Origin of the sequence: Fretibacterium sp. OH1220_COT-178 (assembly GCF_003860125.1) — a bacterium.
Lineage (GTDB): Bacteria > Synergistota > Synergistia > Synergistales > Aminobacteriaceae > CAJPSE01.
Window position 1 is genome coordinate 69,479 of record NZ_RQYL01000007.1, and the last position, 13,559, is coordinate 83,037.

Here is a 13,559-nt window from a genome sequence, read left to right on the forward strand (position 1 = left end):
ATTTTGCTTTGGCGCGCCCGGCAGGATTCGAACCCGCGACCTACGGATCCGAAGTCCGTCGCTCTATCCAACTGAGCTACGAGCGCGTATTTTCCTATGGGGTGAGCGAGGGGACTTGAACCCCCAACCCCCGGAACCACAATCCGGTGCTCTAACCAATTGAACTACGCTCACCATTTTTAAGTTGTATGGCGCGCCCGGCAGGATTCGAACCCGCGACCTACGGCTTAGAAGGCCGTTGCTCTATCCAGCTGAGCTACAAGCGCGTCTCGTTCGTAATGGAGCGGGAAACGGGATTCGAACCCGCGACCTACGGCTTGGAAGGCCATCGCTCTAGCCAACTGAGCTATTCCCGCGTCGACACACTGTTGGTCCGCGCTGGTCGGGGCGAAAGGATTTGAACCTTCGACCCCCTGCTCCCAAAGCAGGTGCGCTGACCAGACTGCGCCACGCCCCGAAAAATAATGGTGGAGCTGAGGAGATTCGAACTCCCGACCTCTTCCGTGCGAGGGAAGCGCGCTCCCAGCTGCGCTACAGCCCCGTTGCAAACAACAGAGAGTATTTTATACGCCCCTCCCGATCTTGTCAACCAAGATCTTGAGCGAGCCGTCGCAAATGCGTTCAACGCCTCAGAAGGCGGACGTGCCTGTATCCGTCCTCGGTCGTCACGACGGTCTCCACGTCGTAGACCTCGCGGACCGCCTCGCGGGTGAGGACCTCCGCGCTCTCGCCGAAGGCGTGCAGCCGCGCGTCCTTCAGCATCATCAGCTTGTCGGCGAACATCGCGGCCAGGTTCAGGTCGTGGATCGAGAGGATCACGGCTAAAGAGCGCTCCCGGGCCAGCTCCCGGATCAGCCCCAGGATGAAAAGCTGGTTCTTCATGTCCAGGCTGCTCGTGGGCTCGTCCAGGATCAGCAGCCCCGGTTCCTGCGCGAGCGCCCGCGCGATGGCCACCCTCTGGCGCTCGCCGCCGCTCATCGCGTCGAGGTGCCGGAACGCGAACGGCTCGAGCTTCATGCGTTCGATCACCCCGAACGCGATGTCCCTGTCCCTCCGGCTCAGCCTGCGGCCCGCGAAGGGAATGCGCCCCAACAGAACGGCGTCGACGACGGTGATGCGAAAGGCCGGCGCGGCGTACTGCGGCACGTACCCGATGCGCTCCGCCCGCTCGCGCGGGCTCATGGCGGCCACATCGACGCCGTCCAGCGTCACGCGCCCCTCCGACGGCACCAGAATCCGATTGAGGCACTTCAGCAGCGTCGTCTTTCCGGTCCCGTTCGGCCCCAGAAGCCCGAGGACCTCCCCGCGCCGAAGTTCGAAGCCGACCTCGGAGAACACCCTGCCCGCGGCCGGATAGACGAAGCCCAGCCCCTCCGCCCTCAGCATCGCCGCGCCCTCCTGCGCCCGCTCAGGATCAAATGGATGAAGAGCGGCACGCCCAGAAAGGAGACCACGATCCCGACCGGAACGCTCACCGGCGCGAGCACCGTCTTTCCGACGGCGTCCGCGGCCAGCAGCAGCAGCGCCCCGCACACGGCCGAGAAGGGGATCAGAAAGCGGTGGTCGCCCCCGAACAGCAGCCTGGCGATGTGCGGCGCCAGGAGCCCGACGAAGCCGATGACCCCCGTGAAGCTGATCACCGCGGCGGTCATCAGGACCGACGCGACCCCCACGAACATGCGAACCGCCTCGGGATCGATCCCCAGGCTCCGGACCAGCTCGTCGTCCCCCGAGGCGATCGCGTCGAGCTTCAGCGCCACGCGATGGACGGCGCAGCAGCAGACTGCGACGAACGGAAAGGCGGCCCCGACCTCGCCCCAGGTCGTCCCGTTGAACGTCCCGAACGTCCAGTGGACCACCGCCGCCAGGCGGTGCTCCTGGGCGAAGAACTCCACCGTGGACGTCAGCGCGCTGAAGAAGTAGTTGAGCGCGATCCCCGTCAGTACGATCGTCTCGGGCGCCATGCCCACCTTCTTCGAGATGCCGTAGACCAGGGCGACGCACAAAAGGGACGCGGCGAACGCGCACAGGACGATGCCGACCTTGCCGCCCACGAGGGTCCCCGAGCCGAAGACGATGCACATCGAGGCCCCGAACGCGGCCGCCGCCGATATACCGATGGTGAAGGGGCTCACGAGCGCGTTGCCCGTGACCGCCTGCATCCCCACGCCCGAGACCGCAAGGGCGGCGCCGGCGAGGACCGCCATGGCGATCCTCGGCAGGCGCATCAGGACGACGATCTTGTACGCCGCGGACTCCGCGCCGCCGGAGTCGAGACGCCCCCCGACCCAAGCGGAGAGCGCCCGCAGCACCTGGGCAAAGCTCGTGTCGGCAACGCCCAGGGTCGTGAAATAGAGCCCCATCATCAGCACGGCGCCTACGCCCGCCGCCAGCATCCCGGCCTTGCGGCGGCTGCGGCGCTCGTAGGCGGCCCGGATGTCCGGCGTCTCGCTAGTCCTCGAACCCATAAGCGGGATAGGCGTGCCCTTCGATGTAGTCCAGCTTCTGGTACTTCACGAGCCAGTCGCGGAACACCTGCTCGGGATGCAGGTCCGGCAGCAGGTCGGGATAGAGGAACTTCGCCACGTACATCGTCCCCACCAGCTTGGAGGCCCCGCCGTGGACGTAGTGCGACAGCAGCAGGATGCGGCCGTTCTTCACCGCGTCGATCTCGTCCCAGCCGGGCCGGCCCGTCAGCTCCTTCCTGATGGCCTCGTGCTCCTCCCGGGTGGGCGGGTAGTAGGACGAGTACACGTTCGGCGCGGAGACCTTGACGATGGCCTCGGGGTTCTTCGCGACCACCGCCTCGGGGTCCACCTCGACGTTCTTCGACGTCTTGAAGACGTTGTCCGCGCCGGAGAACTCGATCATATTGAAAAAGTAGTTGCCCGGGATCGTCGTGTTCCCGATCCTCCGATACTCGAAATAGAGCGTCTTCTTCTTCACGCCCTCGAGCCTCGTCCGGATGTAGTCGAGCTTGCTCGTGAAGTAGTCCGCGAGCTCCCGCGCCTCCGCGTCCCGTCCGAAGATGCGGCCAAGCAGCGCGCAGTTCCGGGCGAACTGGTCGGTGTAGTACGCGTCGACCACCAGGACCTTGATCCCGAAGTTCCCGAGCTGGCGCTCGGCCTCCTCGTAGGCGCCGTTGCCCGTCAGGATCAGCACCTCGGGCGCGAGCTCGACGATCTTCTCGTAGTTCAGCTCCCTCTGGCTCTTTCCGATCACCTGATTCTCCGAGAAGCGGTTCCTCCAGGACTCCTTGTCCTGATAGATGTTGTAGTCCACGCCGACCACGCGGTCGAGCGCGCCGATCGCGTTGATGATCTCCGTGTTGTACGCGTTGGCCACGACCGCCCGGGTCACGGGGTCCGGTATCTCCACCTCGCGCCCGATGCTGTCCTTCACCGTCTGGGTCGCCGCCTGGGCGACGCAGGTCCACACCAGGACCGCCAGCCAGGAGACGACCAGCCTCACTCCGATCTTTCCCTTCATGTTCCCTACCTCCATCATCGTCCGTTCTCGGGACGCCGGCTATTCCCGAACTCATCCGGATTCGTCGCCATCCCGGCATAAAAAAAACTTCCCATCCCTCGAGGATGAGAAGTCCATGAACAGTGTGCCGGCGCCCACCGGCGCACGGAACGCGGGAATCCCCCCACCCAAGGACCGCAAATCGTCGCCGAACGAGTATCCTGACTCCGCGGATCGTCCCTCCGGACGCCTTCTCGCTCCGGTGGGAGCAATGGCCCGTCCTTCGGTCCCCGCTTACAGTAGGGGTAAGCCTGCGTCGGATTTGCACCGACTTCCTGCGCTCGGCTCGCCTATTCGATTGTGCCCTGGATTGTATAGCAGGGCCATGGGCGTGTCAAATACCCGCCCGCCTCAGTCCCCCGCATTCTGCATCGCGGCCATGGCCGCTCCGATCAGGCCCGCCTTGTAGCCCAGAGTGCAGCTCACCAAACGGGTCGAACGCTCGCCGCAGCCACCGTAGACCTCGGCAAAGACCTTACGGCGCAGGGGCCCCAGCAGGCGTTCGCCCTGCTTGCCCACACCCCCGCCCAGGCTGACGACCTCGGGCTGGAGCCCGTTGACGATGTTCGCCACGCCGCAGGCCAGGCAATCCACGTACTCGTCCACCACGCGCGCGGCCGCCGCATCTCCCCGCTCCGCGGCGACGAAGGACGTATGGCCTCCGACCCGCCCCTCCTCCCCGGCCAGGGCGTTCATGAGGCTCTTCGGATGCGCGGCCATGGCCTCGCGCGTCAGGGCGATCAGCCCCGTCGCCGAGGCGTAGGCCTCGAGACAGCCGAGGCGCCCGCAGGTGCAGGGCCGGCCGCCCCGGACGATCACCATGTGCCCGAATTCGCTTGCGGCGGAGTTCCAGCCCGTCCAGATGCGTCCGTCGACGACGAACCCCGACCCCACGCCCGTGCCCAGGGTCAGAATCATGGCGCTCGACGCCCCCTTGGCGCTGCCCGCGCAGACCTCGCCCAAGGCCGCCGCGTTGGCGTCGTTCTCCACGCGGACGGGCAGGGAGAGCGCTTCGGAGAGCAGCTTTCCCAAAGGAAAGTTACGCCAGCCCAGATTGTTGTTGTAAGCCACCACTCCCGATTCGGGAACCACCGTGCCGGGACACCCGACCCCCGCCGCCCGGATCTCCGCGCGCGCAACGCCGGACGCGGCAACGGCCCGGCCGACAGCCTCCACGATGTCCCCGAAGACCACCTCCTGAGGCCGGTCGGCCCCCGTCGGCAGGTCCGCCTCCCCGACGATGGCCCCCGACCCATCGACCACACCCGCCTTGATGTTGGTCCCGCCAATGTCCACCCCAAGGTAAAAAGCCACGGCCGCACCCTCCCCTGCCCGCCGTCCTCACGACGGCGACATTCTAAGAAAACGCCGGGATTCAATCCAAAAAGCTTGTCCGTGTGGCGAATAAACTTGCCGGTCCCTCCGCTATCGCAATGGCGGAGGCACGGGCCGAAGCCCCCATGTCGATATCCAGGAAAGCGCCGGAAGTTTTTCATGTGGATTTTTCACATCATTTTACAGGTTTTTCGTTTCAATCGGCGTTTTCCTGAAATTATGGCACCGCACGGCACCCCGGGCAAGGGGAGCCCGCCTACAGCCGGCCCTCCCGTATCCACTCCGCCAGGGACAGCGCATGGTATGTGACCAGGACGTCCGCTCCGGCCCGCACCAGGCAGACCGCGGCCTCGGACACGGCGCGCTCCTCGTCCACCCAGCCCCGCTCGGCCGCCGCCTTGATCATGGAGTACTCGCCGCTGACGGAGTACGCGCCCACGGGGACGCAGCTCCGCTCCTTGACCGCCCGGAGCACGTCCAGATACGGAAGCCCCGGCTTGACCATGATCATGTCCGCGCCCTCGTCCACGTCCAGCTGGGCCTCCCTCAGCGCCTCCCGGACGTTTCGGGGATCCATCTGGTAGCTCCTCCTGTCCCCGAACGCCGGTGCCGAGCCCGCGGCCTCGCGGAACGGGCCGTAGAACGCCGAGGCGTACTTCACCGCGTAGGAGAGGATCAGCGTGTCCTCGAACCCCGCCCCGTCGAGGGCGGAGCGGATCGCACCGACCCGGCCGTCCATCATGTCGGACGGCGCCACCACGTCGGCCCCGGCCTGCGCCTGCGACACGGCCGTCCGGGCCAGAAGCTCGAGCGTCGGATCGTTGTCGACGGTCTCCCCCTTCAGCACCCCGCAGTGCCCGTGCGACGTGTACTCGCAAAGGCAGACGTCGCCGATAAAAATGATGTCGGGAAAATGCCGTCTTCCCACCGCCAGAGCTTGTTGGATCACGCCCTGTTCCGCCCAGGCCTGGCTTCCGATTTCGTCCTTGTGCTCCGGAACGCCGAAGAGCAGCACGGCCCCGACCCCTGCCTCGGCCACGCGTTCCAGAATGCGCGGAAACGTGTCCGGGCTGTAGCGCATCTGCCCCGGCATCGCGGGGATCTCCTCGGCGATGTTCCTCCCCTCCCGGACGAACACGGGATACACGAGCATGGACGGCGAGAGCCTCGTCTCCTTCACCATATCGCGGATGGCGGCCGTGCGCCGCAGCCTCCTGGGCCTCAAGATCATCTCACAAATCCTCCCCCTCGTTCCTCGTCTTGACTGTCGTCCTGATTGTCGCCTCAATCAGAGCCTCGAGCGTGGCGGCTGCTGCCGTCGTCACATTGGAAAACCCCGCCTCCGCGGCCGCACGGGCCGTCATCTCCCCGATGCAGACGGCCCTGAAGCCGCCGCGATCCCAGCCGTCCGGCAGGCAGTCGGCAAGCCCCCTCACGGTGGACGCGCTGGTGAAGACCGCCGCGTCGAAATCCAGGGACGGAAGCCCCGCCGCCGCACACCGCGTGCGGTAGACGGAATGCTCCCGAAAGGGCACGCCGCGCGCCTTCAGACCCTCCGAGAGGCCCGGCGCCCCCGTCTCCGCCCGCAGCAGCAGCACGTCCCCCCCGCGCGCCCGGTCGGCCAGCCCATCGGCCAGATGCGCTCCGTCGCAGACCTCCGGAACGTAGTCGACGCGCAGCCCGCGCGCCCTGAGCGCGTCGCGCGTCGCCGGCCCGACGGCCGCCACGCGCGCGTCCCCGATCTCCCGCACGTCGCGCCCCTCCTCCGCGAGCAGAGCGAAGAAGGACTCCACCCCCGCCGCGCTGGTGAACACGATCCAACCCGCCCCCCCGATCCGGGGCAGGGGCCCCGGCAGGGTCTCCGTGCAAATGCAGGGGAACTCCAGGACCTCCGCGCCCGCGTCCCGCAGCATCCGGGCCAGCCGGCCGGAGCGCTCCCTGGGGCGCGTGACGAGCACCCGGACGCCCGAGAGAGGGAGACGGTCCCGCCAGCCGAGCCGATCGGCCAGGGTCACCGTCTCCCCCACGACGAGCACGGCGGGCGGGCGGATCCCCGAGGCTCGAATGCGCTCGGGCAGGGACTCGAGGGTCCCGGCCAGCAGACGCTGGCGCGCCGTGGTCCCGCGCTCGACCGCCGCGGCGGGCGTGGCGCCGGGCATCCCGGCCTTAACGAGCCGGGAGCAGATCTCCCCGGCGGCGCCCACCCCCATGAGGAAGACCAGCGTGCCCTTCAGACGGGCCATCGCCTCGAAGTCCAGGGGCGGGAGCTCCCCGGCCCGCGTGTGGGCCGTGATGACGTGGACCGACGACGAGAGCCCCCGGTGCGTCACCGGGATCCCGGCACAGGCCGGGACGGCGAGCGCCGAGGTCACGCCCGGCACCACCTCGAACGGGATGTCGTGTTCGAGCAGCGCCTCGATCTCCTCCCCGCCGCGGCCGAACAGAAACGAGTCCCCGCCCTTGAGGCGGACGACCCGCCTGCCCGCCAGGGCCCGATCCACCAGGATCGCCTCGATCTCCTCCTGCGGCACCGGATGGCACCCGCCCCGCTTTCCCACGTCCACCCGCTCGGCCCGCTCGGGAAAGAGCGAGAAGAGCCCCGAACCCACAAGGCGGTCGAAGACCACCACCTCCGCGCGCTCCAGGACCTCCCGTCCCCGAAGGGTCAGCAGCCCCGCATCGCCCGGACCGGCCCCGACGAGCCAGACCTTGCCCGTACGTCCCCGCTGATCCATCACGCTATCCTCCCTCTCGCAGACGGTCCGCAAGGGCCCTGCCCAGCCCCTCGGCATCGGAGCGGGGCCCCGAAAGCGTCCCCCTCCGGCGGGACCCGGCCGCCTCGTTCGCGTAAAAACCCGTCAGGTTCAGAGCCTCCCCCTCCACGACCGCGTAGGCCGCCACGGGCAGGGCACACCCCCCGCCGAGCGCGGCGGCAAAGCTCCGCTCGGCCCTGGCGCAATCCTCCGCGTCCCGGTCCCGAACGGCATCCAGATAGTCGTAATCCTCACCGGCACGCCCCTGACAGGCCAGGATTCCCTGCCCCGCAGCAGGGATCATCTCCTCAGTCGAGAAAACACGGTCGATACGGCCATCCAGCCCCAGACGGCGCAGCCCGGCGGCCGCCAGCACCAACATCGAAAACCGTTTTTCCTCCCGATCGTCCAGCTTGCGCAGGCGGGTCTGGATGTTGCCCCGGACGGGCTCGACGGCTCGGCCCGGAAAGAGCTCCGCCAGCTGGAGCCGGCGCCGCGCCGAGGAACAGCCGATCGCCCCGCCTCCGTCCGGCACGGCGCGCCCTTCCGGGTCGCGCGGCAGCAGCAGCGCGTCGCGGGGATCGCCCCGGCACGAGAGGGCCACCAAGGGCAGCCGCTCGTCCTGCCTCATCGGCAGGTCCTTAAGGCTGTGGACCGCAAAATCGATCTCCCCCCGAAGCAGAGCCTCCTCCAGCTCCTGGGTGAACAGCCCCTTGATGCCGAAGGGGTCGGAGGCCTCGGAAAAGGGCTTCATGTTGACGTCGCCCGTGGTCTGAATCGTCACCAGCTCGATCTCCAGATCGGGATGCCGCGCCCGGACCGCCTCCATCACCAGCCGGGTCTGGGCCACGGCCAGGGGGCTCTTTCGGCTCCCGACCCGCACCCGCCTCATCGTCCGCCCTCCCCGGTCCCGCCGGGCGCCATGCGCTCCAAAGCGGCCTTCTCCTCGGCAACCCACGCCCCCCAGACCGACCGCAGCCGGTCCGACAGACGCCGCGTCAGAGCGCACGACAGCCCCGCACTGGACACCGAGGCCGCCACCGGCCCCTCGGCGACCAGCGAGGGGAAGAAGAACGTGCTCTCCCCCGGCGCATCGGCGACCGAGACGGGGATGCCCCGGCCCCGTGCCTCCAGCCCCACCCGGCGGTTGACCTCCCGGTCGTCCGTCGCGGCCACCGCCAGGACGGCGCCCTCCAAGTCCTCCGGCAAGAAGGGACGCCGCAGGAGCTCCGCGCCCGGCAGAGGTCCGGAAGACGCCTCCAAAAACTCCGGGCTCACCGCCCGGACCCTGGCCCCACATCTGGCGAGCGTCGCCGCCCTGCGCAGGGCGACGGTCCCTCCCCCGACCACGAGCACGGTCCGCCCCTCGAGGTCCCGCAGCAGCGGAAAGAGAGGCGGACGCCTCAGCCCCAGCATCCGACGGGCCCACAGCACCGCCTCGCCCACCGAGCAGCCCGTGTCGTCCGGACGCGACACCAGGACCACCTCGGCCCCCGCGGCGCGGGCGCCGGCCAGCTTCGCCTCCATGCCGCCGGGTCCTCCCCCGTCCTTGGTGACCAGGAGGGAGGCTCCGGTCATCCTCAGCATCGCGCCGTTCATCTCCGCGGAGAAGGGGCCCTGCATGGCGATGACGTGCGCGGGGTCGAACCCCAGTTCCTCGCAGGAGCGCAGCACCTCCGACGTGGGGAGTACTCGGGCGAAGAGCCGGCGCCGATAGTCCCGAACCGCCGTGAACGCCCGCAGTTCCTTGCTGCCCACCGTCAGCAGGGCACGCTCCCCCTCCCGGCCGTCCAGGAGCTCCGCCGCCTCACGGCAGGAGCCGACGCGCGTCACGCCCTCCTCGGAGCCCGCTCCCTCCGCAAGCGCGGCGTCCCGCAGCACGCGGAGCAGGGGCGTTCCGGTGCGGTCGCAGGCCGACCGGATGTTCCTCGTGACCTCCACGGCGTAGGGGTGCGTCGCGTCGATCACGCAGGTGACGCCCTCCGCGGCGATCAGGTCCGCGATGCCATCCGCATCGAGCCGCCCGACGCGCACCGTGCCCTCCTCGGGCGAGGCGCCGGAGGCTGCGGCCCCCGGGGTCTCCGCGGCGAGCTTGCCGCCGTAGTCCGTCGCGACGCAGCACAACGCGGGAATGCCGTGCGCGAGGATCTCCCGCGCCTCGGTCGTCCCGCCGAACAGAAGCAGACGCCCGCCGGTCATCGCACTTTACCCCCTCGCCCCTCGTCCGGCACGAAGCGGTACGGCCGCAGGGGGATCGGACTCACTCCAGTTCCTCCCTCGTGCCGAACCGGTACCCCCTCGGGGTCACCATCCGGCCGTCCAGGACCGTCGTGCCGACGTTGCCCACGACGGCCGTGCAGAACATATCCAGCTCCGCGTCCCGGATCGCCCCGAGGGTCGTGATGCCGTAGTGCTCGCCCTCCCGCCCCACGTTGCACACCCAGCCGGCCACGGTCTCGGGAGCCTTGTGCTTCAACAGGATGTCGCAGGCCCACTGGAAGTGCATCGGCCGGCCACGGCTCGCGGGGTTGTAGAGGCAGACGACGAAGTCCGCCGCCGCCACCGCCGCCAGGCGCCGCTCGATGAGGTTCCAGGGCGTCAGCAGGTCGCTGAGGCTGATCACCGCAAAATCGTGCATCAGCGGCGCGCCCAGCAGGGCCGCAGCGGCGCTCGCCGCCGTCACGCCCGGGACGACCTCCACGTCCGTGCGGCCCTCCGCGACCTCCAGCATCAGCCCCGCCATCCCGTAGACCCCCGGGTCCCCGCTGGAGACCAGTCCCACGGTCCGGCCGGCGAGCGAGAGCTCGAGGGCCTCGCGGCACCGGTCGACCTCGGCCTTCATGGGGGACGCACGCAGGTCCTTATCCGGAAAGACCTGCCGGACGAGATCGACGTACGCCTTGTAGCCCATGATCGTGTCGCACCGCTCCAGGGCCGCCAGCGCCCGCCCCGTCATCTCCTCTTTTCTGCCCGGCCCCAGGCCGACCACGTAGATCATCGCCGCTCCTCCCCATCCCTGCCGATGATATCGTCCTCCCGGACCGCACGCCGCGCCAGCGCGAACGTCACCCCCGGACAGACGGTCTTGCTCCTCAACAAAACTCCGTTCCCCGCGGCACGCACCGCCGCACGCTCGCAGACGTTGTCCACCCCCGTGACCGCACGCACCCGCTCGGAGGCGGAGAAGCGGCCCGGCACCGCCCTCAGCTCGTCCGCACCGAAGGTCAGAAACGGAACGCCGTACTGCTCCGCCAAAGCGATCAGCGCGGGCTCGTCCCGTTTCAGGTCGATGGAGGCCACGGCGCACAGCGCGAGGGGCGAGGCCCCCGCGCCCTCCAGAAACGCCTCCGCGGCGTCCGCCACCGCTGCAGGATCGGCGCCCCGCTTGCAGCCCGTCCCCAGCACCAGACGCCGCGGCCGCAGCCACAGCGTGACGGGCCACGGCGCGGGCTGGAGCTGGTCCGTCACCGCGACCCCAACGGGCCGTCCCTCCAGGACCGCGGCCGAGACGTGCTTGACGGCCCCGAGGTTTTCGATGGCGCAGTCGTTCTCCACCGCCCACTCGTCCACCGCGACGACGCCGTTGACGTCCGTGGCCGTGGTGACGACCGCGACGCCCCCCGTCAGCTCCGCGACGCGGCGGGCCAGCGCGTTGGCCCCGCCGATGTGCCCGGAGAGCAGAGGGACGACGTGCCGGCCCCGCTCGTCCAGGGCCAGAACGGCCGGGTCCTCCGCCTTGCTCCGGACCAGGGGCGCGACCGCCCGCACCGCGATGCCGCAGGCACAGACGAACACCAGGGCCTCCGCCCGGGGGAACCAATGCTCCGCCCACGCGCCCACCGTCCCCTCCAAGGGCTCGACGCCCGGCACGAGGCACCGTGCGGGGGCAAAGGCACGCCCCCCCAGCGCCTCCGCCAGGCGGGCGGCCAGCGAGGCTCCGGTACGGGTAAAGGCGACGAGGACCGTCCTCTCCTCCGTCACGGCATCGGCTTCCTGTACCCGTGTCCGAATCGGGGATCGTAGAGCTTCGAGAGCTCGTAGCGGTCCCCCAGAAAACCGCCCACCAGCACCAGGGCCGTCCGGACGATGCCCTCGGCCTCCGCGTCAGCCGGCAGGGACGAGAGCGTGCCGCGCAGCACCCTCTCGTCCGGCCAGGACGCCTTGTGGACCAGGGCGGCGGGGGTCTCCTCGGGGTAGCCCCCCGCAATCAGCTCGGCGCAGAGTTTTCCGAGCATCCCGGTGGAGAGGAAGAGCACCATGGAGGCCCCGTGCGACGCCAGGGAGCGTATGGCCTCCCGCTCCGGAACGGGCGTCCGCCCCGCCATGCGGCTGATGATGAGGGTCTGGCTGACGCCGGGCAGCGTGTACTCCGCCTGGGCGGCGGCGGCGGCGGCGCAGAAGGAGCTGACGCCGGGAACGATCTCGAAGGGCACATCCCGCTCCCGCAGACGGTCCATCTGTTCGCGGATCGCCCCATAGAGCGACGGGTCCCCCGTGTGGAGCCGAACCGTCGTCACGCCGCGGCCATGCCCCTCCAGGAGCTTCTCCACCACCGCGTCCAGGGTCATGGACGCGCTGTCGTGGATCTCGCAGCCCTCCGGCGCGTACTCCAGAAGCGCCGGGTTGACCAGCGACCCCGCGTAAACGATCATCCCCGCCCGGCGCAGGAGCTCCGCGCCCCGAAGGGTGATCAGATCGGGAGCTCCGGGCCCCGCACCGACGAAATGGATCATGGAAAAACCTCCCTGACGTCAGAAAAGATGAAAAACCGGGAATTTCGCTGTGCCCCGCCCCATTCCAAGGGCTCAGGGGCAAAGCCCTTCGATCGCGAAACGGGGTCGGCACCACGCGCAAAGCAGCGTCACCGGATTCCGTGCGGCCATCAAAAGGCTGCGCCCAAGGGCCCGGCTGGCGCTTACGGAGATCTGGACCGCCTCCAGGTCCCGGTACCCGGGCCCGCTCAACACCGTCACCGCCTCGCTCAGGGTCTGAAGCGTCACGGCGGCGACGACCACCCGCACAGCCCCGGCCCTGCCCGGCAAGAGCTCCAAAAGTTCCCGCAGCTCGCCGCCACTCCCCCCGACGAAGACGTGGGTCGGGTCCGGAAGCGAACCCGCCAGGGCCAGGGCGCGCCCCGGGCGGATCGTCATGTTGTGGAGCCGGAACTTCTCCCGATTCCGCTCCAGGAGCGACACCGCCTCCGGCACGCACTCCACGGCATGGACCTCCGCGTCGGGGAAGGCCAGGGCCGCGGCGGCGGAGACGGACCCGGTCCCGGCCCCGATGTCCCAGAGGACGGAATCGGGCCGAAGCTCCAGCCGGTCCAGGACGACCGAGCGGACCTCCTCCCGCGTCATGGGCACCTCGCCGCGCTCGAAATCCGCGTCGCGCGGCCGTCCGAAGGGCGGCGTCCAGGGCTCCGGGTTGCGCACCAGCATCAGGGAGAGCGCGTCGAAATCCCGCCCCGCCAGCTCGGCGGGCGCCCCGCGCGTCACGCGCTCGTCCGGATAGCTCAGCCGCTCCCCGACCACGGCCTCGACGCGCCCCCCCAGGCCCCCCACCGCTCCGGCCAGCGCCTCGCACGCCCAGCGCGGCGAGTGGTCCCCCCCGCAGAAGAGCAGGGTCAGCCTGCGGCGCTCCACGGTATTCAGAAGCCGGGAGGCGCTCAACGGCCTTCCGTGACCCGACAGGATCGCGGCGTCCTCCCAGGTCTCGCCCGCCGCGGCGCAGAGGCTCTGGATCGATCCGACGCCCGGCACCACGCGCAGAGCCCGGCCCGGCCAGCGCCTCCGGAGCATCGGCAGCAGGCTGTAGATCCCAGGGTCCCCCGAGACCAGCACCGCCACGCTCCCGCGCTCCAGCTCGCGCTCCACCCGGTCGAGCGTCTCGGCGATGCCCTTCAGAAGGACGACGTTGGGATGGCCGCCCGCGAGCCCCGCGTGC

At 69.5% G+C, this 13,559-nt stretch carries 12 protein-coding genes, 6 tRNA genes and 1 riboswitch; all 18 genes read right to left on the bottom strand.

Features of this window, described 5'->3' with window-relative positions:
* Window positions 1-9: 9 nt before the first annotated feature.
* Window positions 10-86, bottom strand: a tRNA-Arg gene (locus EII26_RS04680).
* An 11-nt stretch (window positions 87-97) separates the two neighbouring features.
* Window positions 98-174: transfer RNA gene (locus tag EII26_RS04685), tRNA-His, on the bottom strand.
* A 15-nt stretch (window positions 175-189) separates the two neighbouring features.
* Window positions 190-266 (bottom strand) — tRNA-Arg (locus tag EII26_RS04690).
* A gap of 13 nt (window positions 267-279) precedes the next feature.
* Window positions 280-356: transfer RNA gene (locus EII26_RS04695), tRNA-Gly, on the bottom strand.
* Window positions 357-379: 23 nt separating this feature from the next.
* Window positions 380-457 (bottom strand) — tRNA-Pro (locus tag EII26_RS04700).
* 8 nt (window positions 458-465) lie between these two features.
* A tRNA-Ala gene (locus EII26_RS04705) sits at window positions 466-541 on the bottom strand.
* An 80-nt stretch (window positions 542-621) separates the two neighbouring features.
* Window positions 622-1,386: an ABC transporter ATP-binding protein gene (locus tag EII26_RS04710; protein ID WP_124887992.1), complete on the bottom strand. Its 765-nt coding sequence runs from the start codon at window positions 1,384-1,386 to the stop codon at window positions 622-624.
* The gene (locus EII26_RS04715) at window positions 1,380-2,468 is read right to left on the bottom strand and encodes a FecCD family ABC transporter permease (RefSeq protein ID WP_199735067.1); all 1,089 of its coding nucleotides are present in this window, start codon (window positions 2,466-2,468) and stop codon (window positions 1,380-1,382) included. Before EII26_RS04715 ends, EII26_RS04710 begins: the two co-directional genes overlap by 7 nt.
* Complete coding sequence (locus tag EII26_RS04720; RefSeq protein ID WP_124887993.1) at window positions 2,452-3,489, bottom strand: ABC transporter substrate-binding protein; 1,038 nt, start codon at window positions 3,487-3,489, stop codon at window positions 2,452-2,454. The genes EII26_RS04715 and EII26_RS04720 overlap by 17 nt, the downstream gene beginning before the upstream one ends.
* A 173-nt stretch (window positions 3,490-3,662) precedes the next feature.
* Window positions 3,663-3,841, bottom strand: a riboswitch (cobalamin riboswitch).
* Window positions 3,842-3,879: 38 nt separating this feature from the next.
* Window positions 3,880-4,842 carry an ROK family protein gene (locus EII26_RS04725; protein ID WP_124887994.1) on the bottom strand — a complete coding sequence of 321 codons (963 nt, stop codon included), beginning with the start codon at window positions 4,840-4,842 and terminating at the stop codon, window positions 3,880-3,882.
* Between the two features lie 277 nt (window positions 4,843-5,119).
* A complete protein-coding gene (gene hemB, locus EII26_RS04730) occupies window positions 5,120-6,094 on the bottom strand; it encodes a porphobilinogen synthase (protein ID WP_124887995.1) in 975 nt (324 codons plus the stop codon).
* A 1-nt stretch (window position 6,095) separates the two neighbouring features.
* On the bottom strand, window positions 6,096-7,598 hold the full coding sequence (cobA, locus tag EII26_RS04735; protein WP_124887996.1) for a uroporphyrinogen-III C-methyltransferase: 1,503 nt from the start codon (window positions 7,596-7,598) through the stop codon (window positions 6,096-6,098).
* 4 nt (window positions 7,599-7,602) lie between these two features.
* Complete coding sequence (gene hemC / locus EII26_RS04740; RefSeq protein WP_124887997.1) at window positions 7,603-8,508, bottom strand: hydroxymethylbilane synthase; 906 nt, start codon at window positions 8,506-8,508, stop codon at window positions 7,603-7,605.
* Window positions 8,505-9,815: a precorrin-6A reductase gene (cobK, locus tag EII26_RS04745; protein WP_124887998.1), complete on the bottom strand. Its 1,311-nt coding sequence runs from the start codon at window positions 9,813-9,815 to the stop codon at window positions 8,505-8,507. Before cobK ends, hemC begins: the two co-directional genes overlap by 4 nt.
* 61 nt (window positions 9,816-9,876) lie before the next feature.
* Window positions 9,877-10,614, bottom strand: a complete 738-nt coding sequence (gene cobJ / locus EII26_RS04750) for a precorrin-3B C(17)-methyltransferase (protein ID WP_124887999.1) — start codon at window positions 10,612-10,614, stop codon at window positions 9,877-9,879.
* Window positions 10,611-11,597 (bottom strand): cobalt-precorrin 5A hydrolase, encoded by a 987-nt coding sequence (locus tag EII26_RS04755; RefSeq protein WP_124888000.1) that lies wholly within the window; start codon window positions 11,595-11,597, stop codon window positions 10,611-10,613. The genes cobJ and EII26_RS04755 overlap by 4 nt, the downstream gene beginning before the upstream one ends.
* Complete coding sequence (gene cobM, locus EII26_RS04760; RefSeq protein WP_124888001.1) at window positions 11,594-12,349, bottom strand: precorrin-4 C(11)-methyltransferase; 756 nt, start codon at window positions 12,347-12,349, stop codon at window positions 11,594-11,596. The genes EII26_RS04755 and cobM overlap by 4 nt, the downstream gene beginning before the upstream one ends.
* A 72-nt stretch (window positions 12,350-12,421) precedes the next feature.
* A partial coding sequence (gene cbiE / locus EII26_RS04765) for a precorrin-6y C5,15-methyltransferase (decarboxylating) subunit CbiE (RefSeq protein WP_124888002.1) occupies window positions 12,422-13,559 on the bottom strand: 1,138 nt, incomplete at its 5' end.

What these genes read in the sequence shown, in the direction of transcription:
- EII26_RS04710 (WP_124887992.1), bottom strand. Translation starts at nt 1,386, where the DNA reads ATGCTGAGGGCGGAGGGGCTGGGCTTCGTCTATCCGGCCGCGGGCAGG.
- EII26_RS04715 (WP_199735067.1), bottom strand. Translation starts at nt 2,468, where the DNA reads ATGGGTTCGAGGACTAGCGAGACGCCGGACATCCGGGCCGCCTACGAG.
- EII26_RS04720 (WP_124887993.1), bottom strand. Translation starts at nt 3,489, where the DNA reads ATGAAGGGAAAGATCGGAGTGAGGCTGGTCGTCTCCTGGCTGGCGGTC.
- hemB (WP_124887995.1), bottom strand. Translation starts at nt 6,094, where the DNA reads ATGATCTTGAGGCCCAGGAGGCTGCGGCGCACGGCCGCCATCCGCGAT.
- cobA (WP_124887996.1), bottom strand. Translation starts at nt 7,598, where the DNA reads ATGGATCAGCGGGGACGTACGGGCAAGGTCTGGCTCGTCGGGGCCGGT.
- hemC (WP_124887997.1), bottom strand. Translation starts at nt 8,508, where the DNA reads ATGAGGCGGGTGCGGGTCGGGAGCCGAAAGAGCCCCCTGGCCGTGGCC.
- cobK (WP_124887998.1), bottom strand. Translation starts at nt 9,815, where the DNA reads ATGACCGGCGGGCGTCTGCTTCTGTTCGGCGGGACGACCGAGGCGCGG.
- cobJ (WP_124887999.1), bottom strand. Translation starts at nt 10,614, where the DNA reads ATGATCTACGTGGTCGGCCTGGGGCCGGGCAGAAAAGAGGAGATGACG.
- cobM (WP_124888001.1), bottom strand. Translation starts at nt 12,349, where the DNA reads ATGATCCATTTCGTCGGTGCGGGGCCCGGAGCTCCCGATCTGATCACC.